Origin of the sequence: Sporosarcina sp. FSL K6-3457, assembly GCF_038007285.1 — a bacterium.
GTDB lineage: Bacteria > Bacillota > Bacilli > Bacillales_A > Planococcaceae > Sporosarcina.
Genome location: NZ_JBBOWX010000001.1, coordinates 3,346,163 through 3,371,571, shown reverse-complemented (window position 1 = coordinate 3,371,571; position 25,409 = coordinate 3,346,163). Strand labels below are relative to the sequence as shown.

At 42.6% G+C, this 25,409-nt stretch carries 24 protein-coding genes; 20 read left to right on the top strand and 4 right to left on the bottom strand.

What is annotated here, in order from left to right; genetic code table 11:
- Window positions 1-155 precede the first annotated feature (155 nt).
- The 19 genes from pyrR to N1I80_RS16510 all read left to right on the top strand — a co-directional run bounded on the left by pyrR (window position 156) and on the right by N1I80_RS16510 (window position 19,334).
- Window positions 156-698 (top strand): bifunctional pyr operon transcriptional regulator/uracil phosphoribosyltransferase PyrR, encoded by a 543-nt coding sequence (gene pyrR / locus N1I80_RS16600; RefSeq protein WP_340738951.1) that lies wholly within the window; start codon window positions 156-158, stop codon window positions 696-698.
- Window positions 699-724: 26 nt separating this feature from the next.
- Entirely contained in the window at window positions 725-2,074 is a 1,350-nt protein-coding gene (locus N1I80_RS16595) for a uracil-xanthine permease family protein (RefSeq protein ID WP_340738950.1), read from the top strand.
- Between the two features lie 234 nt (window positions 2,075-2,308).
- Complete coding sequence (locus N1I80_RS16590) at window positions 2,309-3,187, top strand: aspartate carbamoyltransferase catalytic subunit (RefSeq protein WP_340738949.1); 879 nt, start codon at window positions 2,309-2,311, stop codon at window positions 3,185-3,187.
- 1 nt (window position 3,188) lies between these two features.
- Window positions 3,189-4,466: a dihydroorotase gene (locus N1I80_RS16585; RefSeq protein ID WP_340738948.1), complete on the top strand. Its 1,278-nt coding sequence runs from the start codon at window positions 3,189-3,191 to the stop codon at window positions 4,464-4,466.
- Complete coding sequence (locus N1I80_RS16580; RefSeq protein WP_340740073.1) at window positions 4,466-5,566, top strand: carbamoyl phosphate synthase small subunit; 1,101 nt, start codon at window positions 4,466-4,468, stop codon at window positions 5,564-5,566. Before N1I80_RS16585 ends, N1I80_RS16580 begins: the two co-directional genes overlap by 1 nt.
- On the top strand, window positions 5,559-8,747 hold the full coding sequence (gene carB, locus N1I80_RS16575) for a carbamoyl-phosphate synthase large subunit (protein ID WP_340738947.1): 3,189 nt from the start codon (window positions 5,559-5,561) through the stop codon (window positions 8,745-8,747). The genes N1I80_RS16580 and carB overlap by 8 nt, the downstream gene beginning before the upstream one ends.
- Window positions 8,744-9,520 (top strand): dihydroorotate dehydrogenase electron transfer subunit, encoded by a 777-nt coding sequence (locus N1I80_RS16570; RefSeq protein WP_340738946.1) that lies wholly within the window; start codon window positions 8,744-8,746, stop codon window positions 9,518-9,520. The genes carB and N1I80_RS16570 overlap by 4 nt, the downstream gene beginning before the upstream one ends.
- Window positions 9,517-10,431, top strand: a complete 915-nt coding sequence (locus N1I80_RS16565; protein WP_340738945.1) for a dihydroorotate dehydrogenase — start codon at window positions 9,517-9,519, stop codon at window positions 10,429-10,431. The genes N1I80_RS16570 and N1I80_RS16565 overlap by 4 nt, the downstream gene beginning before the upstream one ends.
- Window positions 10,428-11,138: an orotidine-5'-phosphate decarboxylase gene (gene pyrF / locus N1I80_RS16560; RefSeq protein WP_340738944.1), complete on the top strand. Its 711-nt coding sequence runs from the start codon at window positions 10,428-10,430 to the stop codon at window positions 11,136-11,138. The genes N1I80_RS16565 and pyrF overlap by 4 nt, the downstream gene beginning before the upstream one ends.
- Window positions 11,138-11,773 carry an orotate phosphoribosyltransferase gene (gene pyrE / locus N1I80_RS16555; protein WP_340738943.1) on the top strand — a complete coding sequence of 212 codons (636 nt, stop codon included), beginning with the start codon at window positions 11,138-11,140 and terminating at the stop codon, window positions 11,771-11,773. Before pyrF ends, pyrE begins: the two co-directional genes overlap by 1 nt.
- 243 nt (window positions 11,774-12,016) lie before the next feature.
- Complete coding sequence (locus N1I80_RS16550; RefSeq protein WP_340738942.1) at window positions 12,017-13,840, top strand: BglG family transcription antiterminator; 1,824 nt, start codon at window positions 12,017-12,019, stop codon at window positions 13,838-13,840.
- Window positions 13,841-13,851: 11 nt separating this feature from the next.
- On the top strand, window positions 13,852-14,988 hold the full coding sequence (locus N1I80_RS16545; RefSeq protein WP_340738941.1) for an amidohydrolase/deacetylase family metallohydrolase: 1,137 nt from the start codon (window positions 13,852-13,854) through the stop codon (window positions 14,986-14,988).
- Window positions 14,966-15,301 carry a hypothetical protein gene (locus tag N1I80_RS16540; protein WP_340738940.1) on the top strand — a complete coding sequence of 112 codons (336 nt, stop codon included), beginning with the start codon at window positions 14,966-14,968 and terminating at the stop codon, window positions 15,299-15,301. Before N1I80_RS16545 ends, N1I80_RS16540 begins: the two co-directional genes overlap by 23 nt.
- A 19-nt stretch (window positions 15,302-15,320) precedes the next feature.
- The gene (locus tag N1I80_RS16535) at window positions 15,321-15,680 is read left to right on the top strand and encodes an SFCGS family glycine-rich protein (protein ID WP_340738939.1); all 360 of its coding nucleotides are present in this window, start codon (window positions 15,321-15,323) and stop codon (window positions 15,678-15,680) included.
- Window positions 15,681-15,684: 4 nt separating this feature from the next.
- Window positions 15,685-16,035, top strand: a complete 351-nt coding sequence (locus tag N1I80_RS16530; protein ID WP_340738938.1) for a DUF4312 family protein — start codon at window positions 15,685-15,687, stop codon at window positions 16,033-16,035.
- Window positions 16,036-16,049: 14 nt separating this feature from the next.
- Window positions 16,050-16,835, top strand: a complete 786-nt coding sequence (locus tag N1I80_RS16525) for a DUF4311 domain-containing protein (RefSeq protein WP_340738937.1) — start codon at window positions 16,050-16,052, stop codon at window positions 16,833-16,835.
- Window positions 16,836-17,495 carry a DUF4310 family protein gene (locus tag N1I80_RS16520; RefSeq protein WP_340738936.1) on the top strand — a complete coding sequence of 220 codons (660 nt, stop codon included), beginning with the start codon at window positions 16,836-16,838 and terminating at the stop codon, window positions 17,493-17,495. It begins immediately after the preceding gene.
- 10 nt (window positions 17,496-17,505) lie between these two features.
- A complete protein-coding gene (locus tag N1I80_RS16515; protein WP_340738935.1) occupies window positions 17,506-18,615 on the top strand; it encodes a DgaE family pyridoxal phosphate-dependent ammonia lyase in 1,110 nt (369 codons plus the stop codon).
- Window positions 18,615-19,334, top strand: coding sequence for a KDGP aldolase (locus tag N1I80_RS16510; protein ID WP_340738934.1), 720 nt, complete (start codon window positions 18,615-18,617; stop codon window positions 19,332-19,334). The genes N1I80_RS16515 and N1I80_RS16510 overlap by 1 nt, the downstream gene beginning before the upstream one ends.
- Before the next feature lie 177 nt (window positions 19,335-19,511).
- Here N1I80_RS16510 and N1I80_RS16505 read toward each other — a convergent pair whose 3' ends face one another.
- The 3 genes from N1I80_RS16505 to N1I80_RS16495 all read right to left on the bottom strand — a co-directional run bounded on the left by N1I80_RS16505 (window position 19,512) and on the right by N1I80_RS16495 (window position 23,247).
- Entirely contained in the window at window positions 19,512-20,417 is a 906-nt protein-coding gene (locus N1I80_RS16505; protein ID WP_340738933.1) for a glycine betaine ABC transporter substrate-binding protein, read from the bottom strand.
- An 808-nt stretch (window positions 20,418-21,225) separates the two neighbouring features.
- Complete coding sequence (ccsB, locus tag N1I80_RS16500) at window positions 21,226-22,410, bottom strand: c-type cytochrome biogenesis protein CcsB (RefSeq protein WP_340738932.1); 1,185 nt, start codon at window positions 22,408-22,410, stop codon at window positions 21,226-21,228.
- A 174-nt stretch (window positions 22,411-22,584) separates the two neighbouring features.
- Window positions 22,585-23,247 (bottom strand): MOSC domain-containing protein, encoded by a 663-nt coding sequence (locus N1I80_RS16495; protein ID WP_340738931.1) that lies wholly within the window; start codon window positions 23,245-23,247, stop codon window positions 22,585-22,587.
- A 123-nt stretch (window positions 23,248-23,370) separates the two neighbouring features.
- On the opposite strand from N1I80_RS16495, the gene N1I80_RS16490 reads away from it, so the two are divergent.
- Complete coding sequence (locus tag N1I80_RS16490) at window positions 23,371-23,511, top strand: hypothetical protein (RefSeq protein WP_340738930.1); 141 nt, start codon at window positions 23,371-23,373, stop codon at window positions 23,509-23,511.
- Window positions 23,512-23,702: 191 nt separating this feature from the next.
- On the opposite strand, the gene N1I80_RS16485 is transcribed toward N1I80_RS16490, so the two are convergent.
- The gene (locus N1I80_RS16485; protein WP_340738929.1) at window positions 23,703-25,394 is read right to left on the bottom strand and encodes an Rqc2 family fibronectin-binding protein; all 1,692 of its coding nucleotides are present in this window, start codon (window positions 25,392-25,394) and stop codon (window positions 23,703-23,705) included.
- Window positions 25,395-25,409: the final 15 nt, after the last annotated feature.

Below are 25,409 nucleotides of genomic sequence, written 5' to 3'. Positions count from 1 at the left end.
GGGAAGGTTGCACGGAAGTACAGTAGGACTGCTGCGCGCAGTTTCTTTGTACAGTTTTTTCTGCACATATACCCTCCCGCCGTCTAAGGCAGGAGGGTTTTTTATGTCCATCCCTACCTCCTTAGACTGAATGAGTAGAAATGGAGGACAGACTAATGACGGAAAAAGCAAATATTTTAGATGAACAGGCAATTGGACGAGCAGTCACACGGATTGCCCATGAAATAATTGAACGTAACAAAGGAATCGACGAGTGCATTCTTGTCGGCATTAAAACAAGGGGGGCTTATCTCGCTAAAAGGCTCGCTGAAAAAATCGAGCAAATCGAAGGCAGAGCTATTAAGACAGGAGAACTCGATATTACATTGTATCGCGATGACCTTGTGCCGAAACATGATAATGAAGAGCCTCTTGTCCAACAAGTGGACATTAAGCATGATGTGTCAGATAAAAAAGTAGTCCTCGTCGATGATGTGTTGTACACAGGCAGAACGGTACGTGCGGCAATGGACGCTGTCATGGATTTAGGTAGACCGGCATCCATTCAACTAGCAGTACTTGTTGACAGAGGTCACAGAGAATTACCGATTCGTCCTGATTATGTCGGGAAAAACATTCCGACATCCAGCGAAGAGCGCGTTGTCGTTAGTGTACAAGAGACTGATGGCAAAGATAGCGTATCAATTCATTCGAAATAAAAAGAGCAGCACGGGGGAAATTAATAATGACTGAAAAAGTATTGGATGTACATGAAAAGCCTAAAGCAGGAAGATGGCTTATCCTGAGTTTGCAACATATGTTTGCCATGTTTGGCGCCACGATTTTAGTTCCACAACTCGTCGGATTAAGCCCAGCAATTGCGCTACTTACAAGTGGAATTGCAACCATCGTATTTGTACTCGTGACACGCTTTCAGGTTCCGGCGTACTTAGGCTCCTCTTTCGCCTTTATCATTCCGATTCAGGTGGCAACTGAAACAGGTGGTATCGGCAGTGCGATGATTGGTAGTATGTTCGTCGCATTGGTTTACGGAAACGTCTCCTTGGTGATATGGAAAACAGGCCATAATTGGATTATGAAAATATTGCCGCCGATTGTTGTAGCACCTGTTATTATCGTCATTGGCTTAGCTTTATCACCGACAGCGATTAGCATGGCGAGTACAATCACGGTTGACGGCGAATCAGTCTACAGTATGCTACATTTCTCAGCAGCACTAGTAACTTTAGCAACTGCCATCATCTGTCTGATGTTTTTCAAAGGTATGATTAGCTTAATGCCAATCCTGATCGGTATTATCGTCGGCTATATTTACTCAGCAGCAATCGGCATTCTTGATTTTACACAAGTACTAGAAGCAAAGACGTTCGAGTTTCCGAAAATGCTGATTCCAGGCATTGATTATGACTTTGTGATAACACCTACACTCCTTGTGGTTATGGTGCCCATCGCGATTGTCACGATTTCAGAACATATCGGACATCAGCTCGTCTTAGGACGAATTGTGGAAAGGGATTACATAGAAAGTCCTGGGTTACACCGCTCCCTTCTTGGTGATGGACTCGGTACACTCATTAGTGGACTTGTTGGTGGTCCGCCGAAAACAACCTACGGTGAAAATATTGGTGTCCTAGCACTGACACGTGTTTACAGCGTTTACGTTATTCTAGGCGCAGCAGTATTCGCCATCGCCTTCTCATTCTTAGGAAAAGCAATGGCCTTGATCGCAACGATTCCGACAGCGGTCCTCGGAGGTGTGTCAATCCTCCTCTTCGGAATTATCGCATCATCTGGATTACGCATGCTGGTGGATCATAAAGTTGATTTTGGTCATCAGCGCAACCTGGTCATTGCATCCGTCATCTTGGTTATTGGTATCGGTGGCGCATCCATCGAGATAAGCGAGACCTTCCAAATTGAAGGAATGGCATTGGCAGCGATCGTTGGAGTACTGCTCAATCTCGTATTGCCAGGGAGAACTAAGGACAGCCTTGACTTGAACCAGCAGAAGTTCACAGCTGATTCAAGTCAAGGCAAGCCTCCGGCGGATGTCACAAATTTTGAGGGGAGTTAATTGTGCGGGCACAATTCAAAATTTGGACGCAATTACGCCAAGGCGTAATTGATTAAATGAAACAGAAACAAAATAAGTACCTTTTAAAATTGTCCAGAGAGGCAAGGAAAGGTTCGTTTGACGCCCGTTCTTTACACCAAGTAAAGAATGCGGATTGTCATATATAACGAGCCTTTCCGCCTGTCGGGAAGGCTCTATTTATATAGCGTTACGCACATTAGAGGAGGACGCATAATGGATCACTTAGTATCAATGAAGCAACTATCAGAAGAAGAAATTATGGCACTTCTTGAGCGAGCAGAAACGTTTAAAAAATTTGGTGTGCGGGAATTTCCCGGGAAATATACGGTTAGTAATTTATTTTTCGAACCGAGTACTCGAACGAAAATGAGTTTTGAAATGGCAGAACGGCAAATTGGTCTCGACGTATTACCATTTGAATCTAGTTTCTCTAGTACGCTAAAAGGGGAAACATTATATGACACGGTGAAAACACTAGAGGCAATCGGTGTAGATGCACTTGTTATCCGGCATCCTGAGGATGGTTACTACGAGGAACTCGTCGGTCGGACAAGCATCTCTCTCATTAATGGCGGAGATGGTTCAGGTCAGCATCCGACACAGTCACTATTAGATTTATTTACGATAAAAGAAGAGTTTGGTTCATTCAAAGGATTGAATGTGTTAATCGCAGGAGACATTGTACATAGTCGTGTGGCGCGCTCAAATGCAGATGCTCTAGAGAAATTAGGCGCCAATGTGACATTCCTCTGTCCGACTGAGTGGGCAGGCGAATTCCGCAGCGTTGATTCATGGGATGAAGTGATTGAAACAAGTGATGTTGTGATGCTTCTACGCGTCCAACATGAAAGGCATGAGGGAGAAGCGCTCTTTACAAAAGAAAGCTACCATGAACAGTATGGATTGACCGAGCGGCGAGCTGAACAGATGAAAGAACGTGCAATCATTATGCATCCAGGTCCTTTTAATCGGGGTGTTGAAATAGCAGACAGTCTAATAGAATGTAAGCAATCGCGAATTTTTAAACAGATGGAAAATGGTGTGTTCATACGGGCAGCCGTATTGGAAGCAATTTTGAAAGGGAGGAATTAACATGGAGAAATTGATTCAAGGTGTACAAATGTTAAACGAAGCAGGCGAATTGATCACGGGGGATGTTAAAATCACCGGTGACAAAATTTCAGCAATTGGTAACGGGCTGGACAAGGGCAATGCAGAAATCATCGAAGGTAACGGGTTATTTCTAGCACCTGGTTTCATCGACGTGCATGTGCATTTACGCGAACCGGGTGGCGAGCATAAAGAAACAATCGCAAGTGGTACGCATGCAGCTGCAAAAGGTGGCTACACAACGATTTGTGCAATGCCGAATACAAGACCTGTACCGGATACAAAAGAAAATTTAACACTTGTTAATGAATTGATAGAGAAAAATGCTCGCGTCCGCGTCCTTCCTTACGCAGCCATTACGATTCGAGAAGCGGGTAAAGAACGTACAAATCTTGCTGAATTAAAAGAACATGGCGCATTTGCTTTTACGGATGATGGTGTCGGTGTACAGGCAGCAGGCATGATGTACGAAGCGATGCAAGATGCAGCGGCAATTGGGATGCCGATTGTAGCACATTGTGAAGATAATACGCTGATTTACGGCGGTGCTATGCATGAAGGTAAGAAAAACAAAGAGCTTGGCTTACCGGGAATTCCATCGATAGCAGAATCAGTTCATATCGCACGGGATATTTTATTAGCAGAAGCAGCAGGCGCGCATTACCATGTGTGTCACGTTAGTACGAAAGAATCGGTTCGTGTCATTCGCGATGCGAAAAGAGCGGGTATCCATGTAACAGGAGAAGTGAGTCCGCATCATCTTCTACTATGTGAAAATGATATCCCAGGTGACGATGCAGATTGGAAAATGAACCCGCCACTTCGTGGACAGGAAGACCTTGAGGCACTACGCGCAGGCTTGCTTGATGGAACACTCGATTTCATCGCAACAGACCACGCTCCACATACAGCAGAAGAAAAAGCGAATGGCATGAAAACAGCACCATTTGGCATTACAGGATTTGAAACGGCATTCCCATTGCTTTATACAAACTTTGTGAAAAAAGGGACATGGACGTTGAAGCAACTGATCGATTGGATGACGCAAAAACCAGCGGACGTATTCGGCTTGCCATATGGCAAACTTGAAGTTGGCGCAACAGCGGATCTAGTATTAATCGACTTAACTAAAGAACAAAAGATTGACCGTACAACATTCGTATCACAAGGGAAGAATACACCGTTTGACGGCTGGGCATGTACTGGCTGGCCAGTAACAACAATTTTCGGCGGACAAGTCGTTTGGGAGGATGGACAATGATGAAAAAACGCATGCTCATTTTAGAAGACGGTACGATTTTTGAAGGAATCGCATTTGGTTCTGACGCAGCTTCAATTGGAGAAACAATCTTTACAACAGGCATGACAGGCTATCAGGAGACGATTTCAAATCCATCAGGCTGTGGACAGATTATCGTTATGACGTACCCGCTGATTGGGAACTATGGCATTAACCGAGATGACTATGAATCCATTGAGCCAGTAGCAAGCGGCATTGTTGTTCGTGAATTGGAAGACGAGCCATCCAACTTCCGTAGCGGTATGACATTGCATGAATTGTTGACATTAAAAGGAATTCCGGGTATTCAAGAAATTGACACAAGAAAGCTGACGCGTCTATTACGTAACAAAGGGCCGCTAAAAGGCATCTTGACAGCAGCAGGTGAAGAAGTAAATGTTGAAGAGACGATTGCAGAGGCAGCTAACTATACGTTACCAACTGATCTTGTTGCACGGGTATCCACGAAAAAATCGTATGCAAGTCCAGGTAGTGAAGAACGTGTTGTTCTCATCGATTACGGTATGAAGCACGGTATTTTACGCGAATTAAATAAACGTGATTGCGACGTCATTGTCGTCCCATATAATACGTCTACAAAAGACATTCTATCTTTATTCCCAGATGGCATTGTCCTGTCAAACGGACCGGGGAATCCTGAGGATGTTGAAGGTGCAGTAGTAACAATCAAAGAATTACTAGGCAAAGCACCAATCTTCGGAATTGGTCTTGGTCATCAATTGCTAGCACTAGCATGTGGTGCGCGTACAGTTAAATTGAAAAACGGTCACTATGGTGGAAATCACCCTGTCAAAGATTTGGCGACAGGCCGTACAGAATTGACTTCTCAAGGGCATAGCTACGCAGTTGTTGAAGCATCACTTGAAGGAACGAATCTGGAAATTACACATAGAGCATTAAATGATAGTTCAATTGAAGGGATCAAGAGCACAGAGTACGAAGCATTTTCGGTACAATTCCATCCAGAAGCTTCACCTGGACCGGAGGATTCGAACCACCTGTTTGATCGCTTTACAGATAGCATGAAAACGAGCAGCCGAAAGGAGAATTTCAATGCCTAAACGTCAAGATATTGAAACTATACTAGTAATCGGGTCAGGTCCAATTGTTATTGGGCAGGCCGCTGAGTTTGACTATGCGGGAACACAAGCTTGTCTATCCTTAAAAGAAGAGGGCTACCGCGTTATTCTCATTAACTCGAACCCTGCGACGATTATGACAGATACAGAAGTAGCCGATAAAGTTTACATCGAACCAATTACACTTGAATTTGTCAGCCGTATCATACGCAAAGAACGCCCGGATGCATTACTGCCGACACTCGGTGGACAAACGGGCTTAAACATGGCAATCGAATTGCATGAATCAGGTATTTTAGATGAGCTGAACATTGAAATTCTAGGGACAAAGCTCAATGCCATTCATCAGGCGGAAGACCGTGATTTATTCCGAACGCTGATGAACGAACTGGGCGAGCCTGTGCCAGAAAGTGATATTATCCATAACCTTGAAGAGGCCTATGCATTCGTTGAAAGAATTGGCTATCCAGTTATTGTTCGCCCTGCATTTACGCTTGGTGGTACAGGTGGCGGGATTTGTCATGACGATAAAGAACTTGAAGAAATCGTCGCAAGTGGCTTGAAATATAGCCCGGTGACACAATGTCTACTGGAAAAATCAATTGCGGGCTTTAAAGAAATCGAATATGAAGTGATGCGTGACTCAGCAGATAACGCCATTGTCGTTTGTAATATGGAAAACGTCGATGCAGTCGGTATCCATACAGGTGACTCCATCGTTGCGGCACCAAGCCAGACGATGACAGACCGTGAAAATCAAATGTTGCGTAATGTTTCCTTGAAAATTATTCGTGCGCTTGGCATCGAAGGAGGCTGTAACGTCCAGCTTGCGCTTGATCCGCATAGCTTCGATTACTACATCATTGAAGTAAATCCACGTGTCAGCCGATCATCTGCACTAGCATCGAAAGCAACAGGCTATCCAATTGCGAAATTGGCTGCGAAAATTGCAGTAGGTTTAACGTTAGATGAAATGATGAATCCTGTCACAGGAACAACATACGCTTGCTTCGAACCAGCACTTGATTACATCGTGACAAAAATTCCACGCTGGCCGTTCGATAAATTTGAATCAGCGAAACGGAATTTGGGTACGCAAATGAAAGCGACTGGTGAAGTGATGGCGATTGGTCGCACATTTGAAGAGTCTATCTTGAAAGCAGTGCGTTCACTTGAAACAGGACAATTTGGTTTATCGTTGAAAAATGGTGTGGATATGACAGACGAATGGATTGAAAAACGCATCCGTCGTGCGGGGGATGAACGACTATTCTTCATCGGCGAAGCATTCCGTAGAGGTGTAACGGTTGCTGCAATTCATGAGTGGAGCCAGATTGACGTGTTTTTCCTACGTAAGTTAGAGAAAATTGTCCAATTTGAAGCGGTACTCCAATCGAATCCATTCGATTTTGCTACATTACGTACAGCTAAGCGTATGGGCTTCTCCGACGTAACGGTTGCAGAACTGTGGAATACGAATGAGCGTGCTGTCTATGACTGGCGTAAAGAGCAAGGACTCATTCCCGTATATAAAAAAGTAGATACATGCGCGGGTGAATTCGAGTCGGATACACCGTATTTCTATGGCACATATGAGGATGAGAACGAATCCGTTAAATCTGACAAGAAAAGTGTCATCGTTTTAGGGTCAGGCCCAATTCGAATCGGCCAAGGTGTTGAGTTTGATTATGCAACGGTACACTCTGTATGGGCGATTCAGCAAGCAGGTTACGAAGCAATCATCATCAACAACAACCCAGAAACGGTATCAACGGACTTCTCGATTTCCGATAAATTATACTTTGAGCCATTAACAATTGAAGATGTTATGCATATCATCGATTTGGAGCAGCCAGAGGGTGTTATTGTTCAGTTCGGTGGACAGACAGCTATTAACTTGGCAGATGGGCTTGAAGCACGTGGCGTGAAAATTTTAGGTACATCTCTTGAGGACATTGACCGTGCAGAAAATCGCGATAAGTTCGAGAGTGCACTCCGTGAAATCGGCATTCCACAACCACTTGGCAAGACAGCTATGTCAGTAGAAGAAGCAGTCGTCATTGCCAATGAAATCGGTTATCCGGTACTCGTTAGACCGTCCTATGTACTTGGCGGACGTGCGATGGAAATTGTCTATCGTGAAGAAGAGTTACTTCATTATATGGAGCATGCAGTAGAAACAAGCCCTGACCATCCAATTCTTGTTGACCGTTATCTAACAGGAATCGAAATTGAAGTTGATGGTATTTGTGACGGAGAAAACGTGTTAATTCCAGGCATCATGGAGCATATTGAACGTGCTGGAGTCCACTCAGGGGATTCGATTGCGGTCTATCCACCACAAAACTTGTCGGCTTCTCAAATGGAAACGATCACGGATTATACGACACGCTTGGCAAAAGGCTTGAAAATCGTTGGTTTGTTGAACATCCAGTTCGTTATTTCAGAAGGGCAAGTGTACGTCATCGAAGTGAATCCACGTTCGAGCCGAACAGTGCCATTCTTAAGTAAAATTACGGATATCCCGATGGCGAACATCGCAACAAAAGCGATTCTCGGACAGTCAATCATTGAACAAGGCTACAAAAATGGGCTTGCACAAGCACCAGCAGGCGTTTATGTCAAAGTACCGGTGTTTTCATTCGCGAAATTGCGTCGGGTTGACATTACACTCGGACCTGAAATGAAATCGACTGGTGAAGTTATGGGGAAAGATATAACACTTGAAAAAGCATTGTACAAAGGCCTTGTAGCAGCGGGTATGGAAATTAAAGAATACGGCTCCGTGCTCATGACAGTAGCGGATAAAGATAAAGAAGAAATGATTGGTCTAGCAAAACGCTTTACTGCAATCGGTTATCGTATTTTGGCAACAGAAGGTACAGCGAAAGTATTGAGAGATCTAGGTATTCCAGTGAAAGTTGTCGACAAGATTGGTTCTGAAGGGCCGACTCTTCTTGACGTGATTCAAAAAGGAGAGGCACAAGTAGTCATCAATACGTTGACAAAAGGCAAACAGCCAGAGCGTGACGGCTTTAGAATTCGCCGTGAATCGGTTGAAAATGGCGTTCCTTGCTTCACTTCACTTGATACAGCAGATGCAATGCTGCGTGTTATCGAATCAATGACGTTCCAAACGGAGGAAATGGGGATACAGCTATGATTATTCAGGATCGTATGAAGGTCATATCACAACGGCAAATTGCCCATAATAATTTTGAAATGGTACTGTCAGGAAAATTGGTCGGGGAAATTTCTTCCCCGGGCCAGTTTGTCCATATCCGAGTGGCCGACTCATTTGAGCCACTGTTACGACGTCCAATTTCAATCGCGTCCATTGATAAAGAGGCTGGCGAAATGACAATCATTTATCGTGCAGAAGGGCGTGGAACAACCCTTCTTTCACAAAAACGTACTGGCGACGAAGTCGATGTACTCGGTCCACTAGGTAACGGTTTTCCTGTGAATGAAACGTCAGTGGGAGAGACGGCAATCTTAATTGGTGGGGGCATTGGTGTCCCGCCCCTTTATGAATTGTCGAAGCAACTAACAGCAAAAGGCGTAACATGCGTCCATGTGTTAGGATTCCAATCGGAAAATGTTGTATTTTATGAAGAAAAGTTTGCGGCACTTGGCGATACACATATCGTGACGGTCGATGGGACGGCTGGAACTGCTGGATTCGTCACGACTGTTATGGAGAAGTTAGGTAATGATTTTACAACGTATTATAGCTGCGGACCTATGCCGATGTTGAATGCTGTGGAAAAAATGTATGCGGGTAAAAAGGGCTTCCTATCATTCGAACAACGAATGGGCTGCGGTATTGGCGCTTGCTTCGCATGTGTTTGTCAAACGACGGAAGGGAACGACAAGGCGTACGTTAAAGTATGCTCAGACGGTCCTGTCTTCCAGGCAGGGGTGGTGGCCATATGAATAGACTAGCGATTGAACTACCTGGCTTGCAATTGAAAAACCCGATTATGCCGGCATCTGGTTGTTTCGGATTTGGTAAAGAATACGGCGGGTTATACGATTTATCGTTGCTTGGCGCAATTATGATTAAAGCGACAACGCTGGAAACTAGACTCGGCAACCCAACACCGCGCGTGGCGGAAACGGCTTCGGGAATGCTCAATGCAATTGGCCTGCAAAATCCGGGTCTAAAAGGCGTGTTGGAAGGCGAATTGCCGTGGCTTGAACAGTTTGATGTGCCGATTATTGCCAACGTTGCAGGTACAGAAACAGCGGACTACGTCGAAGTGGCGAAAGAAGTGTCCAAGGCACCAAACGTTAAAGCATTAGAATTGAATATCTCTTGTCCGAACGTTAAAGCAGGTGGGATTACTTTCGGAACAGATCCTGAAGTGGCTAAAGAGCTGACAAGAGCTGTGAAGGAAGTTTCTCAAGTACCTGTTTATGTGAAACTATCTCCAAACGTTACAGATATCGTTGAGATTGCTAAAGCGGTAGAAGCCGGTGGAGCGGACGGTATCACGATGATTAATACGCTGGTTGGTATGCGCTTAGATCAGAAAACAGGTCGCCCTGTTATCGCTAATGGTACAGGCGGTTTGTCTGGACCAGCAGTGAAGCCAGTGGCAATTCGAATGGTTTATGAAGTAAGCAAAGCGGTTAATATTCCGATTATCGGCATGGGTGGCGTATCAGAAACAGCTGACGTCATCGACTTCCTATCTGCGGGTGCAAGTGCTGTGGCAGTAGGCACGGCGAACTTTGTCAATCCGTTTATCTGTCCGCAAATCATTGAGGAATTACCAGCGAAGTTAGATGAGCTTGGGATCAATCATATATCTGAACTAATCGGAAGGAGCCACCGTTTATGAAAACATCACCGATTATTGCACTCGATTTTGATTCAGCTGACAAGACGTTTGACTTCCTTCGTGCGTTTGATGGAAATGTCAACGTCAAAGTCGGCATGCAGCTTTATTACAAAGAAGGACCTGCCATTATCGCTCGGTTGAAAGAGCTTGGCTATGACATTTTTCTTGATCTGAAATTGCATGATATTCCAAACACGGTGAAGTCAGCGATGGAAGTGCTCGCGGGCTTCGGCGTTGACCTCGTCAATGTCCATGCAGCAGGCAACAAAACGATGATGGAGGCGGCACTTGAAGGATTGGATAAAGGCACACCATCCGGCATTGTACGTCCTTCGATCATTGCGGTTACACAATTGACGTCAACTGACGAGCGCCAAGTACGTGAAGAACAGCTAATTGAGGCTTCATTGGAAGAATCTGTTTTACAATATGCGAAGTTGACGAAAGAGGCGGGACTAGACGGAGTCGTGTGTTCTGTCCATGAATCAGCAATTATTACAGAGCTTTGCGGCAAAGAGTTTTTCAAAGTTACACCAGGTATTCGTCTGGCAGACGGTGGCGCGCATGACCAAAAACGTATTGCAACACCAGTAGAAGCACGCCTGGCGGGTTCAACTCATATCGTTGTGGGACGCGCAATTACAGAGGCGGCAGATCCGCGTACGGCCTATGAACAAATCAATGCATTGTGGAAGGGGACAGAATGATGATGCAGAAAAAAGACATCGCTAAAATTCTATTAAACGTAGGGGCGGTTGAATTAAGCCCGAATGAGCCATTCACATGGGCATCCGGCATTGAATCACCGATTTACTGCGATAACCGTTTGACAATGTCTGATCCAGTTGGACGCAAACAAATTGCACAAGGACTTGCGGACATCATTCGTACACAATATCCAGAAACAACAGTGATTGCTGGAACGGCAACAGCGGGTATTCCACATGCAGCATGGGTAGCAGATATTCTTGGCTTGCCAATGGTCTATATCCGTTCGAAAGCAAAAGGCCACGGTCGTAGCCGTCAAATCGAAGGGAAAATTGATGCTGCTGATAAAGCAATCATCATTGAAGATTTGATTTCTACTGGTGGTAGTAGCTTAAATGCGGCAGAAGCACTTCGTTCAGAAGGCATCGCAGTAACAGGAGTTGTTTCAATCTTTACATACGAACTCCAAAGCGCTGACGAAACGTTCGCATCTGCAGGACTGACGTACACGAGCCTGACTGACTTTGGCGCTCTTGCTGAAGCGGCACAGGAAAGCGGTGCGATTAGTGAAGAGTCGATTGGTAGTTTATTGGAGTGGCACGGGAAATTGAAGGCTGGTTTGTTGGTTAACTAATAATTTGATTGTGAAAAATAGAAGGCTCACTCGATATGACTAATCGGTGAGCTTTTTTCATCTCCAAATCCCTTCCTCATCTATGGGGAAGGGATTTTGTCTTTATATTAATTGACTGAAAGTTTAAAGTAATAAGTATAAGATGTGTTGAAAGATCCTCTTTGAAGAAAATACCCAGTGCTAGTTGCTTGTTAAATCCATGAGCAAACTAACAACATTGATCCATAAATGGAGGTGATAAAATTGCTTACTGTTAGAGGGTTTCAACTATTGACAAAGCTTCTTGAAGCGGGAAGTCCTATGTCCTTGAAGGATTTGTCCGAAGAATTTGAAGTCAGTAAAAGAATGATTAAATATGACTTGGACGATGTGAAAAGCTGGTTGAATAAGCAAGGCATTGAGGTGTTCTCACAGCCAACGAAAGGGATTTGGCTTGATTGTGATAAGGAAAGACGAATAGCTATTATGCATACCCTGCCGGAAATTGAGCGAAATAATGTCTATCTGAATCAAGAAGCAAGGGTAAGAAAAATGATTATGTATATGCTTGTCGACATGGACTATATAACGGCATCTACTTTTTCAGAGCGGCTAGATGTCAGTAGAAATACATCTTTGAACGATATTAAACAAGTAACTGAGTACTTACAACCTTGGGGAATTGAGTTGGAAAGAAAGCATCGAACAGGTTATAAGCTTGTGGGAGAAGAACTTTCACTGCGATTACTGTTTGAGCATTTGCTCCATGCGAACTTGACGAATAACGAAGTGTATAAAATTATGAGTCATGTGACGAATCGTGATACATCAGATGAAGGGCTAATGCTATTTACGGATATTCTGCCCTATTATCAAATTGTTGAAAATCAGATTGCGAAGTTATTATCTTCAACAGCTAAACACGAGCTCCATGAATCGGATGTATTAAGAATTCTATTTCGATTAACGATTTCCATTACGCGTATGAAAGCGGGATTTACGATGAAGGATTATCGTATTTTCACTAGACCAGAGCCGACTAATTTAACGGTGCAGTTAATGGAAAATGTCTATCAGCAGATGCAGTATCCATTGTTTGAAGAGGAGTACCGCTATGTCTCGGGCGAGATGGATAATAATCTTAATCAAATTGATATTGTTAAAGTGACAAAAGAAATCATTCAATATGTGAGTGATGTACAAGGAATTCATTATCACAAAGATCCAAAACTATACAATAACCTCTTTGCCCATTTGTCGCTTCGTTTTCAAAGGGGTGAAATTAATTTTATTGAAATTAATCCCTTCACGAAGGAATTAAAGAGAGAGTACCTGGAATTGTTTTTAGTTATTCAAAAGGCTTGCCATCTGTATTTAGCAACTCAAAAAGTTTCGGTACCCGATTCGTTTGTGTCACTAATTGTTCTTCATTTTATCGTCTCATATGAAAAGAAATTTAATCAAAAGGGGAAAATTCGAACTTTATATGTCTGTTCGACTGGAAGAGGTGTAGCGCGTCTTATTAAAAACCGAGTGGAAAGAGAAATTTTTGATATTGAAATTGTCAAGAACTGTTCGATTATGGAAGTTGGTGAAATTTGTAGTCGGGAAAAAGTCGATTTTATTATTAGTATTTTCCCAATTGAAATAGATCTTCCTGTCGTAATTGTAGACCCGTTACCTAGTAAAAAAGATATCGAAGCGATTAAACATAAGGTGAAAGAATTGCTTCATGAAAAAAACTTTCAATATAACAACTCGGTAGAAAGTATTGAGGAGAAAGTTAGTAGTCGGGATTCGGAATTTGTCAGTCAAGAAATTATTTTAAAAGGTTTTGAGATTAACCAGGAAATTCAGCTAGCTTTTGAAGACGAAATTGAAGGATCCAAGAAACAGGCACTGATGTTACACATTTTTTTAATGGTTCATCGTTATTATTTCGATAAACAATATGATAACTATGCTTATTCTAGCAGCTATTCTCATAGTGAAGAAAAAATTATGAGGATTAGGGGAATTTTGTATGCGCATGAGTTGCAGGCACATGAAGCTGAAGTCATTGCCATTCTGCAATATTTAAGAAGTTAGAGGGTGTTTCGATGGGAGACGGAGTCATCATTAAAAATGGTTATGTCATTGATCCAGAACAGCAGACGATTGAGATAAAAGAAATTGCTATACAAAATGGGTTTTTAGTGGCACCTGAAGAGATGGATGTTACAAATGTAACCTATATAGATGCTGAAGGTTGCTATGTTTCACCGGGGTTTATCGATATCCATGTGCATATTTTCACGGAGCATACGGAACTTGGAATAGATACTGATCTGATTGGTATCGAGCAGGGAGTGACGACAGTTGTTGATGCGGGAAGTGTAGGCTGTTCGGATTATGCAACTTTTAAGGAGAAAGTGGTTAAGCAAAGTCAAACGGAGGTGCTGTCATTTTTAAATATTTCACGACATGGCCTAACGAATGGTCTTTCTGAACTTGCTGATTTGGAAGATTTAATGACGATGGAAGAGGCCGAAGAGATTTTTAATAAGGAACCAAGCATCGTTGGACTGAAGGCGCGGATGAGTGGGTCTGTTGTCAAAGAAAGTGGTATTAAACCTCTTGAGCATGCGCGTAAACTAGCTGATCAATTGAACGTCCCAATTATGGTTCATATCGGTAATCCACCACCCAACTTACAAGAGATTTTTCCGCTTTTACGTAGAGGAGATATCGTGACCCATGCATTTCATGGCAAGAAATACGGCATTTTAAATGCACAAGGTGTTCTTATTCCAGAAGCTACAGCCGCTTTACAACGAGGTGTATTATTCGATATTGGACATGGTACCTCTAGTTTTAGCTATGAAACATTACTAAAATTTCGAGAGATATATAATGAACCATTTACAACTAGTACTGATTTGTATCGTTTGAATTATCAAAACCCGGTTTGTAGCTTGATGCATACGATGACGAAGCTATTGGAACTAGGTGTGCCATTTATGGAGGTGGTGAGGTCGGTTACAGTGAAAGCTGCACGGGCGCTAGGATTACATGATAAAGGAACGCTTAGATGGGGAGCAAAGGCTGATATTACACTATTTAAGAAAGTAGAACAGCACACAATACTAGTAGACTCAGAAGGAAGACAGCTAGAAGCGAAGCAAATTCTTACACCGTATTTGGTTTTGAGGGATGGAAAGGTAGTGTACCAAGATGAGTCAACAAGGTCTAAATGAGCAAGAGATAATTGATAGAAGCGGGAATCCAAATCTATGTAAAGCTGTGTTAAGTTATTCAAAAAATGCTTTAGTAGAGAACAGTATAGTTATGACAGAAGTTCAATGGCTGTCATTTGTCTCACATATTTCTGGGATGGTCTATCGCTCGACTTTTAAGGAAGCGCTTCCACCCATTGAAAAGGAAATATTCGGAGAGGTTTCCCAAGATTCCATTCTCTTGGCAAGCACAATCTGTCGGCAACTGAACCATTTGCAAGACGATGAAAAGTATCTTTTATCGATTCATTTTGAAACGGCTAAACTGAATTAAAAAATAGGAGGAATGTGTGATGAGTGAAGTTATTGTTGTGATTGGCGATCGGTTAGGAAAGGGACAAAATGTAGGAAAAGGAGTAGAGGCAGCAGGGGGTAAGGCGATTGTTATTAGCGGGATGGCTGCCGATATGAAACTTGGCGATATGATGAATGAGGTAAAAGCGGACATGGGAATATCATTTTGTGGTAGCGGAGGAGCGGGCGCTATTACGGCACAATCAAAATATGGATATCCTGCACGCTATGGGATGCGATCTGTTGAGGAGGGGCTAACAGCGCTTAGGGAAGGTAAAACAGTTCTTGGCTTTGGTTTTAATGACTCTGAAGAGTTAGGAAGAAGACTTACGGAAGAATTCATGAAAATAAGGGGTTGATGTTATGAAAAGGGTCATTGAAACGACAGTTCGTATCGAAGGGAAAGGGGATTCGAAAGAAAAAGCACTCAGTATTGCTCTAGGAAATATTCAGAAAAAAGTCATGAAAGATTATAAGGGAAACATGATTATTCGTATAGAGCCTGTCAATGTTAATGTGATTGAAGCGAAGGAAACTTCTTATATAGAGCGCTTTTTCTTTTTCTTTTTTCCACGACAAAGAAGTAAATACTCCGTCGTATTAGATGTAGAAATAAACTTATTTCTTTTGGATGTTGGGCAAATTACTTTTGAAAAAAATGAACAAGGGAACGGCGTGAAGGAGCAAGTGTTGGGGAGTCATTTTTTGAAATAAGAGGGGGATAATCGATGGAATTGCTCACAATTATTTTTAAGTCAATCATCATTGGAGGATTTGTTGGCTTTGCTGTTGGTGCTGGTGCAGCTCGGATGTTCCACGCACCAACCTCACAGGGAATGGGTGCATTTCGAACATTGGGTGAGTTAAATGCCTGTGCGGGAGATGCGGCGTCACACTTTTCGTTTGGTTTAGGATTTTTCTTTAATGCTTGGGCTTCTTCTGTCGGTGCAGGGGCGTTCACGCAAGACGTTGATCATAGAATCATCCCGAACTGGGCTGCAGCTGTGTTAATGAGAAAGGGAAAACGTCCAGAAGATACTTTGCATAATCCGAAGAAGATGGCGATTGCAGGAGCGATTATTGGCGTACTTGTTGTTACATTTTTAAATTCAACGGCTTCGGCAATTCCAGAATCATTGCAAGCCATCGCATTAAAAGTATTAGTTCCAGCAGCGAATTTGCTTATCAATCCGGTCATGCCAGTCATCTTCTGGCTCGCAGCTTTGGATTCGGGTAAACGTTCTGGCATTTGGGGAACAATTTTTGGCGGGGCTGCCCATATGGTCATGGGAAATGCAGTTCCTGGTGTCGTGCTCGGAATTTTAATCGGTAAAGGTGTCGATGACGGTGGTTGGAACAAGGTTACGAAGACATTATTGATTTCTGTTATTCTTCTGTTTATTCTAAGTGGATTTTTCCGTGGATTCGATATTCAGCTTCTCCAAGGATTTAATCTTCAAGCACCTGAATGGTTGATCAATTTACACAAATTAATCGGATATGAGGTGAAGTAAATGGGTGGGCAAAGTGAAATCAATGTAAAGAGCTTTTGGTATGGAGATTGGTCATTTCCCTTATTAGTAGCGTTGTTGTCATCGGGTGTGTTCGCGGGGACCCATATGTATTATGTTTATAAAATTGGGGCTTTTAATGATGTTGCGATTGTTGCGATGCTTGAAGTGGGATTACAAGGAGGCGGCTATGGTGTAGCTGCTGCATTCGGAGCCAGTTTCTTGTTTGCGCGTGTTTTGGAGGGCTCTCTTGTCGGTATCTTAGACATTGGTGGTGCCATTCAAACAGGGATTGGAATTGGTGTACCTGCATTGTTACTGGCTGCGGGAATGACTGCGCCGATTGAAAACTTCACACTTTCTTTGCTAACTGGAGCGATTTTAGGTCTTGCCATCGGCTACATTGTCATTTTGATTCGTAAATTGACAGTGGGGCAGTCGAACTCAACATTTGGAGCAGACGTGATGATGGGAGCTGGGAATGCATCGGGAAGGTTTTTAGGACCTCTAATTATTATTTCAGCTGCCTCTGCGTCTATTCCAATCGGTGTCGGTGCTGTTACGGGAGCAGCCATTTTTTATGCTTGGAAAAAACCGATTGTCGGTGGTGCTATTTTAGGCGCTATGCTATTAGGAGCAATTTTTCCAATTACGTTAGACTGAGGAGGAACTTATGACTATTTTTAAAAGACTTGGACTTACACAAGTGATTAATGGAAGTGGCAAAATGACAGCGCTTGGTGCATCGGCTGTAAGTGAGGATGTTGCACGAGCATTAAAGGATGCTTCACAAGATTATGTTGATATTAATGAAATGATGGAACTTGCAGGTACAGTTATTGCTGATGTAACAGGGGCTGAGGATGGTTGCCCGACAAATGGTGCCGCGGCAGGAATTGCGATTAGTACTGCCGCAGTCATCGCAGGTGAAAATTTGACGTATATTGAGCGGTTGCCGAATTCAGATGGAATGAAAAATCAGGTGATTATTCAAAAGGGGCAGCAAATCCATTTTGGTGCAAGCATTGCACAAATGATTAGTATGGGCGGCGGAAAAGTGGTTGAAGTCGGTCAGGCAAATAAAGTGGAGCAACAACATATCGAAGAAGCAATCAATGAACAGACAGCTGCGTTACTGTATATTAAATCGCATCATGCTGTGCAAAAAGGGATGCAGCCGATTGAAACAATGATTGCAATCGCAAAAAAACATCAAATTCCACTTATTATAGATGCTGCTGCGGAAGAAGATTTTCAAAAATATATTGCGATGGGTGCGGACATCGTCATCTATAGCGGTGGTAAAGCATTAGAAGGTCCAACATCAGGATTTATTTGCGGTAGAAAAAAAATGATGGAAGCATGCCGGATGCAATATAAGGGAATCGGTCGTCCGATGAAAATTGGCAAAGAAGGAATGGCTGGTTTGATTGTTGCGCTAAAGCAATATGCCAGTAGGGATGTCGATGTTGAGGGACAGCTTAGTAGGATGCAACAGCTTTGTGAGGGGTTAGAGGGAGTTCCTGGGCTAACATGCTCGATTAAACAAGATGAGGCGGGGCGGGAAATTTACCGTGCAAATATCGAAGTGGATAGTAAGGAAGCAGGCATGACTGCGGAGGAATTGCTACACGCTTTAGAATTGGGGAATCCCGCCATCTTTTTACGCCATCACTATGTGAATATCGGAATATTATCCGTTGATCCCAGACCTCTGCTAAAGGGGCAGGAGGCTATTATCGCAGAAACCATCAAACTAATTTTAGCTCGAGGAGTGAAATAATGTACTTCAACCATCAAGTCATTTTTAACGTATTGGCGAAGGATTTAAAAAATGCTCAAGAACTTGTGGAAATTGCCGGAGATCGCGTTTTAGTCGGCGTGATGGTCAAGGATTTTCCGATGGAAGAGGATGCTATTCAACGCATAAAAGAGTATAAAGAAAATAATATCCCCGTTTCAGTAGGGTTGGGCGCAGGGGATCCTGCAATGTGGCAAAAAGTGGCGAATGTATCTGTAGCAGCCCTACCGAATCATATTAATCAAGTATTCCCGGCAACAGGTTATACACTTGGCAGAATGGAGCAAACGATAGAAAAAGTACCTGTGATTAACGCCTTGGTCGAACCAACAGGTATCCCGGGCCAGGTGTATATTACGACGGGGCCGATTAGTTCTGCTTATCGCGAGACTGTTACTTGTGATCTGGCTGCGGCGATGATTGCTGAAATAGGAATACCTTCTGTGAAATTTTATTCTATAGAAGGTGATGAGCGTTTGGATGAATTAGCGGTGATGACTCAGGCGGCGTCAAAAGCAGGTATACAAATCATTGAGCCAACAGGCGGTATCACTCTCGAAAATGTTCATAAAATCGTACAAACATGTCTCGAAAATGGTGCGGGAATTGTTATTCCTCATCTCTATACATCTCTAGTAGATAAGGAGACCGGGGAAACAAAACCTTCTGCACTGAAGCAGTTGGTCGAACTGGTTTGGTGACAGTATAATGGGAAATTGAAGGCTGGTTTGTTGAATTCAAAAAGCGATTTCACATGAAATACATGTGAAATCGCTTTTTTTCATCCAAGTCCTTCGCACTAAAATGCTTTGTAAAGATTTATGTTAGTACATAGAAAAAACTTACAAAAAGAAAATGGTGCCTAGCATTCGAAATGATTACTTTTTCAAATCTTCAATGGAGTTAACATCATCCATATAGGCCGGTACAGCTAATCCTTGTTTAACACCTACCATATTCACTCCGATGTCGTCCAATTGTCCATCGAATTTTTCTACATATGTATTATGGGTATTCGGTAAGCAAGCGGCGAATGTTGCATCTGCACTTCCATCAGCAACAGCTGAAAACATTGGACCTGGTTCAACCATCGTTAATTGGACAGTATAACCCATATCTTCGAGGACGATTTTCATCATATTATGGCTTGCAAGTTCGCTGTCCCATGGCGCATAGGCAAGCTTGATTGTATCTCCGTCCACGGTAGCGACTCCATCTGTCCATTCTGCGACTTTTTCCGGATGGCTATCAACCCAAGTTCGTGCGGCATCTTCAGGCTTGAGACCATCTTCAATAGCAATCATAATCTCGGCCATGTCATCCATATCCCACTTGAAACGCTCGAAAATCGCATAGGCCTGGGGGAAATCTTCTTTCAATCCAATCCGACCAATGGAATGGATTTCTTCAGCGTCACCGTAGATTAGTTTTGGATCCTCCAAATACTTTAAATCGAATTTTGAAAATTTCCAATGTGGACTCCAAGCAGTTATGATAATGGGTTCTTCTTTATCATAGGCCCTTTTCAAAGCAGCTGTCATAGTGGCGCCTGACCCCGAAGTTACATTCCAATCTGGCAGATCATATTCTTGAAGTACTTTCGCCGTTAATTCCATATGACCTGATCCAGGGTCAATCCCTACGATTGTATGGTCTACGGATTCACCGACTGCTGCGTTTGTTTCAGTTGCTTTACCTTCATCGTTGTCACTACTACACGCTGCAAGTCCTAGTGCCAACAGTGCAGCCGTTCCAATTCCAGTTACCTTTTTAAAAAGTGTCATGTTCTTATTTCCTCCTCAATTTTTCCATATATGATATGGATTAAAAATTAATCGGGTATAAGTAAGCGCAATAGTGTAAGCAGAAATTACCAGAAGAGAGGGCATGGTGCCTCTCTCATTAAAGAAGAATGACAAAGAAGGCAATTCTTTATAGCCTCATCGGATAAAGAATTTGCTGTAGTATGGGGAGTTTCTCTAGCGAAGAATGACTGTACATTCGTCTTTTCGTGCATCCATACAAATGGTTGACAATTCCCTTTTTTATTTCCAACAAAACAATAGCCTCTTTCATGCTGAGCGGCGTGCATTGTATAGTAAGTTATCTATTATCGATACTAGCCCCCTCATGATAATGATATGTGTTCAACAAACCGCAAATTAACTACATGTAAATCCCTAATGATCTGGACTGTTCACCATCAGCCATTCATTACCCAATACAAGCTTACCACACTTTTTTATTTCCTTTATTTCCCTTCGTGAAGAATGATCGTCGAGTCTTGTTCAGAGCCTAAAAAACTTTCCCATCTTTAATTGATAAAGGAGCTAGATTATTGAAATGAAAAAAGCGACTCAACTTGTATACATGTTGAGTCGCTTTTTTCACTATATAAGTTGAACTAAAGAATCCTACTAAAACCGCTTGGCGCTAGGGAAGGATTGAACTACATCCTTCCTCGGGGATGCCTCCCGCGATAAGCCAGCCAGAAAACCATTGGCAGTCTTATCGCTTCGGCCACCCCAGTAGTCGCCTTCGCTGGTGATTATGTCACAATCATAAGTTCAACATATATAGCGAAATATTCTACTAAGCATAAGAATGTAGCCCTGAAATAATCAAGTTGACAAATATTTGGTTGAAAACAATAATGCCGAAGCCGATAATTGCCATCCAAGCTGTTTTTTCGCCTTCCCATCCCTTGCCGATTCGTAGATGGAGCATGCCGGCGTAAAATAAGAATGTGATAAGAGCCCACACTTCCTTCGGATCCCAGCCCCAGAATCGGCTCCATGCCATATGCGCCCAAATCATGGCGAATAATAGCCCACCGAGCGCGAATAAAGGAAAGCCAATAACGACAGAACGATACGTAATTTCATCCATTGTAGCCGGATTCACTTTGTTGGTCAGCGGTTTGAGCAAGGCAATAATTGTACGCCTTGTAATCAGACGTATGAGTAAATAAAGAATCGTTCCGGCTACAAATGACCAGATAATTGTATTTAATTTCTGTGCATGAATGGTATTAGGAATTTCGATTAGCCCATTTTTTTGACTGGTAACTTCAGTTGCTTCCACAATGGTTGCGTTTTTTGGAACCGTAATCGCTGGCAACTTGTACGTATACACTTCCATCTCAGCAGTCCGATTTTCAAATTGCAGGCTTTTCGTATAATCCATTGCACTGAATGTGCTTGTCATGCCAATGAAACCAAGTACAATTACCATGAAATACATCACAAGCTCCAAAAAGAATGACTGCTTATTTTTTTTATTCGGATTCACGGTTTTTAACAAATATATGATACCTGTCACAAAGGAGATAGATAACACAGCGCTAGAAAAAGCAACTGTGATAACGTGGATCGTTAACCAATGACTCTGTAGCGCTGGAATCAGCGGTGTTACATCTTTTGAAAAAGCATTAGCAAAGCCGAGAATGAGCAATGCAATCGGTAGGGCAAAAAGTCCAATGACACTCTGACGATATAAATAATACATTATCAAGAAACTACCAATCAGCATAATGCCAAAGAACGTCATAAATTCATACATATTGCTGACGGGCGCATGTCCAGCAACATACCATCTTGTTGCAAAATATACGAGCTGTAATACAAAGCCAATAGTCGTCAAGCCAATACCTATTCTTGAAAAAATCTTCTTCGGCGATTTTACCGATAAGCCAAAAGGAATGATGGCAATTAAATACGCGAAAAATGAAATATAAAGTGCTGTACTGCTTAAACTAAGTAGTGATTGTGAAGACATCGAAACCCTCCTTAAAAGTCAATTACTTCTAATTGTATCATTGTTAATCTTAGCAATGGAGTTGATATTGTGGCAATTGGATGACATGAAAAGTGACTACTCCGGAAGTCAATCAGGATAAACTTTCGGGATAGTCCTTTACATTTCATTGATATTTTGTAACACATAAAAGTTTCATACGGGATTTGTTAATTTCTCCAATCGCTTTGTCAACTTCTCCCGCCAATCTTGCGCAAGCTCCTGAACAGCCAGCACTTTTTGAATACCTTCAATGTCCTTTGGACGGTGGAAATAAAGTTGGTTGGCAAAAAGGATAGAAATTTGTTGTGGATGTGATTTGACTAATGTAATGGTCGAATCTTCGTGAACAATGCCTTCTTCAAGTACACGGCACAAATAACCCGTAAATCCTGTATCAACCATCCCTTTCATAAGGGGAGGCAGGTCAGTTCTTTTCGTAATCGTGCTGCATGGAATTCGGCCCTGTGTCACTTGGATCACAGCATCTCCAAGACGAAAAACATCCCCGATATGAATGTCTTGTTCGAGCATATTCGTCACGGTTATATTTTCTCCGAAAGCTGCGCGTGGAAGGGGATTGTTAAACTCCTGCTCCCAACGTGCATAGTGCTCATAAGGATAAACACAAACTGCGCGGTCAAGCCCGCCATGATGTTTTAAATCAGCCACGCCATCTCCTCGAAAGCCTTCTTTTGCTAGAAAGACTTCCTCTACTGTTTCTTTACAAATAGCCGTTTCAAGTTCTTTGTCGTTACCATACTTCATTTTCTTCGGTAAGCCGATGGATAGGTTTTTTAATTCAATACTGGTTGTCATGTTATGTACCTGCTTTCTGCCAAGTTAAACTTTTCTTATTATTAAACCATAGAAGAAGTTTGTTATCAAAAGAATTTGTAATAGGTGGAAATAGTATCGGGACAGGGGGAGTGTCAATGGGAGATGCAATGGCTGTTACTAGCAGAGCAAGTGGAAAATGAGTTGGATACTCTTTTGAAAATTGATCTCGTTTTATATGATTGTGCATCAGCAGCTTTACGTGAACAAATTGATCATTGCCATAAAGTTTTATATCCGCTATAAAAGTGCCTAGTCTATAACAACTTTGAATTGTTGTAGACTAGGCACTTTTTTAGAAAGATACGTATATGTGTAGGAAATATGAGCGAGTTTCCGAATTTACCAGCGACTTTTCACAAAACACTAGCGAATTTCCGAATTTACCGGCGACTATTCGCAAAATACCAGCGACTCGCCCGGAATCACCGCCCCAGTCACTTCCTCAATTTCATGACAACATCCTCATCAGGCGTGACAAACATCGTTTTCTGCTCGAAATAAATAACAAATCCGGGCTTCGATCCGTTCGGCTTTTTGACATGCCGCACTTCGGTATAGTCAACAGGTACAGATGACGAACCGCGCGCCTTACTGAAATAGGCTGATAAAATCGCCGCTTCACGAATCGTTTCTTCATCAGGATTCGTATCGTGAATGACGACGTGTGATCCGGGAATATCTTTCGTATGGAGCCAAGTTTGATCGCGTGCAGCAATCTTGAACGTCAAATAATCATTTTGCTTATTATTTTTCCCAACTGAAATTTTCACACCAGTAGATGAGATATACGTTTCCGGTGCTGGTTTCTTAGGTTTACTCTTCTTTTTCAGCTTGCGCGCCTTCAGGAAACCGAGTTCCGCGAGCTCTTCACGTATTTCTTCGATGTCTTCAGGAGAGGCTTGCATGACTTGCTGTTTAATCATTTCAAAGTAGGCAATATCCTCGGCTGCTTTTTCTAGCTGTTCGGCAATCATAATGAGTGCCGTTTTCGCTTTCGCATAACGTGAATAAAAACGCTGTGCGTTATCAATGGGTGTTTTTCTTGGGTCGAGCGGTATAGTCACCGTCGTTCCTTCCTCGTAATAATTATTGACAACTGCCTCTGTCATCCCTTTTTGTAAAGCATAACTATTGGCGGTCAACAATTCGCCGTACAGCTGGAACGTATCCAGTTTCCCAGCAGCCTCTTGTTCTTTTGATAGCTTTTTCACTTTCAAATTCAATTTGGCAATTTCATTATCAAGCCAGCGTTCCAAATCTGCCGCTTGCGATTTGACGCGCTCTCTTTCAGCCCGTGCAAAATACACTTTATCCAATAAATCACCAAGTGTGCCGTACTCTGCAATTGTTTTATCCGCATGTGATAACGCGGCGGCGGAAAATACTGTTTTCGTCCCGATTTCTGCAATATTTGGTGCGCTAGCTGTACCTTTAAATGAAGCAAGGAACGCTGTAAACACAGCAAATTTTTCATTCGCAGGGACGTCCTTCATTCTAAACAATAATTCTTCTGCATTTATAGGTGAGAACCCTGAAAAAGTACCGACGACATCGCGAGCACTGTCAAACTGTGGCAGTAGCGTACCAAATTGTTGCTCGCCCACGCTAAATGGATCCACTTTGTCTTGCGGCGGTGCAGGTATAAAAGGCTGCCCAGGTAATATTGTTCGATAACTGTTTACCGATGGTGGTAAATGTTTCATACTATCGATGATGATGTCGCGATCTGGATCGACGATTAGTAAGTTACTATGCCGGCCCATAATTTCAACATACAATCTTCGACTAATATCATCACCGATTTCATTTTTAGCCTGAATATCGAACGTAATAATTCGATCTGTGCCGAATTGGTCAATGGCTGTAATCGTCCCGCCTTCAAGATGCTTGCGCAATACCATGCAAAACATCGGAGGCTCTGAAGGGTTTGTAATTGCCTCTTCGGTCAGTTGAACACGTGAATAGGATGAATGGATAGAAATAAGAAGTTTATGATTTTTACCGCCTGAACGGATTAGAAATACGACTTCTTGTGCGTTCGGCTGATGAATTTTAGAAATGCGGCCGTTTTTCAGAACCTGCAATTCCTGCACCATCGCCGTGGTGAATAAACCGTCAAATGCCATACTGATTCCTCTTTC

What these genes read in the sequence shown, in the direction of transcription:
- pyrR (WP_340738951.1), top strand. Translation starts at nt 156, where the DNA reads ATGACGGAAAAAGCAAATATTTTAGATGAACAGGCAATTGGACGAGCA.
- pyrE (WP_340738943.1), top strand. Translation starts at nt 11,138, where the DNA reads ATGATGCAGAAAAAAGACATCGCTAAAATTCTATTAAACGTAGGGGCG.
- N1I80_RS16580 (WP_340740073.1), top strand. Translation starts at nt 4,466, where the DNA reads ATGAAAAAACGCATGCTCATTTTAGAAGACGGTACGATTTTTGAAGGA.
- N1I80_RS16570 (WP_340738946.1), top strand. Translation starts at nt 8,744, where the DNA reads ATGATTATTCAGGATCGTATGAAGGTCATATCACAACGGCAAATTGCC.
- N1I80_RS16485 (WP_340738929.1), bottom strand. Translation starts at nt 25,394, where the DNA reads ATGGCATTTGACGGTTTATTCACCACGGCGATGGTGCAGGAATTGCAG.
- N1I80_RS16520 (WP_340738936.1), top strand. Translation starts at nt 16,836, where the DNA reads ATGGGTGGGCAAAGTGAAATCAATGTAAAGAGCTTTTGGTATGGAGAT.
- ccsB (WP_340738932.1), bottom strand. Translation starts at nt 22,410, where the DNA reads ATGTCTTCACAATCACTACTTAGTTTAAGCAGTACAGCACTTTATATT.
- N1I80_RS16590 (WP_340738949.1), top strand. Translation starts at nt 2,309, where the DNA reads ATGGATCACTTAGTATCAATGAAGCAACTATCAGAAGAAGAAATTATG.
- N1I80_RS16490 (WP_340738930.1), top strand. Translation starts at nt 23,371, where the DNA reads ATGCAATGGCTGTTACTAGCAGAGCAAGTGGAAAATGAGTTGGATACT.
- N1I80_RS16515 (WP_340738935.1), top strand. Translation starts at nt 17,506, where the DNA reads ATGACTATTTTTAAAAGACTTGGACTTACACAAGTGATTAATGGAAGT.
- pyrF (WP_340738944.1), top strand. Translation starts at nt 10,428, where the DNA reads ATGAAAACATCACCGATTATTGCACTCGATTTTGATTCAGCTGACAAG.
- N1I80_RS16585 (WP_340738948.1), top strand. Translation starts at nt 3,189, where the DNA reads ATGGAGAAATTGATTCAAGGTGTACAAATGTTAAACGAAGCAGGCGAA.
- N1I80_RS16565 (WP_340738945.1), top strand. Translation starts at nt 9,517, where the DNA reads ATGAATAGACTAGCGATTGAACTACCTGGCTTGCAATTGAAAAACCCG.
- N1I80_RS16530 (WP_340738938.1), top strand. Translation starts at nt 15,685, where the DNA reads ATGAAAAGGGTCATTGAAACGACAGTTCGTATCGAAGGGAAAGGGGAT.
- N1I80_RS16505 (WP_340738933.1), bottom strand. Translation starts at nt 20,417, where the DNA reads ATGACACTTTTTAAAAAGGTAACTGGAATTGGAACGGCTGCACTGTTG.
- N1I80_RS16510 (WP_340738934.1), top strand. Translation starts at nt 18,615, where the DNA reads ATGTACTTCAACCATCAAGTCATTTTTAACGTATTGGCGAAGGATTTA.
- N1I80_RS16495 (WP_340738931.1), bottom strand. Translation starts at nt 23,247, where the DNA reads ATGACAACCAGTATTGAATTAAAAAACCTATCCATCGGCTTACCGAAG.
- N1I80_RS16545 (WP_340738941.1), top strand. Translation starts at nt 13,852, where the DNA reads ATGGGAGACGGAGTCATCATTAAAAATGGTTATGTCATTGATCCAGAA.
- N1I80_RS16540 (WP_340738940.1), top strand. Translation starts at nt 14,966, where the DNA reads ATGAGTCAACAAGGTCTAAATGAGCAAGAGATAATTGATAGAAGCGGG.
- carB (WP_340738947.1), top strand. Translation starts at nt 5,559, where the DNA reads ATGCCTAAACGTCAAGATATTGAAACTATACTAGTAATCGGGTCAGGT.
- N1I80_RS16535 (WP_340738939.1), top strand. Translation starts at nt 15,321, where the DNA reads ATGAGTGAAGTTATTGTTGTGATTGGCGATCGGTTAGGAAAGGGACAA.
- N1I80_RS16595 (WP_340738950.1), top strand. Translation starts at nt 725, where the DNA reads ATGACTGAAAAAGTATTGGATGTACATGAAAAGCCTAAAGCAGGAAGA.
- N1I80_RS16525 (WP_340738937.1), top strand. Translation starts at nt 16,050, where the DNA reads ATGGAATTGCTCACAATTATTTTTAAGTCAATCATCATTGGAGGATTT.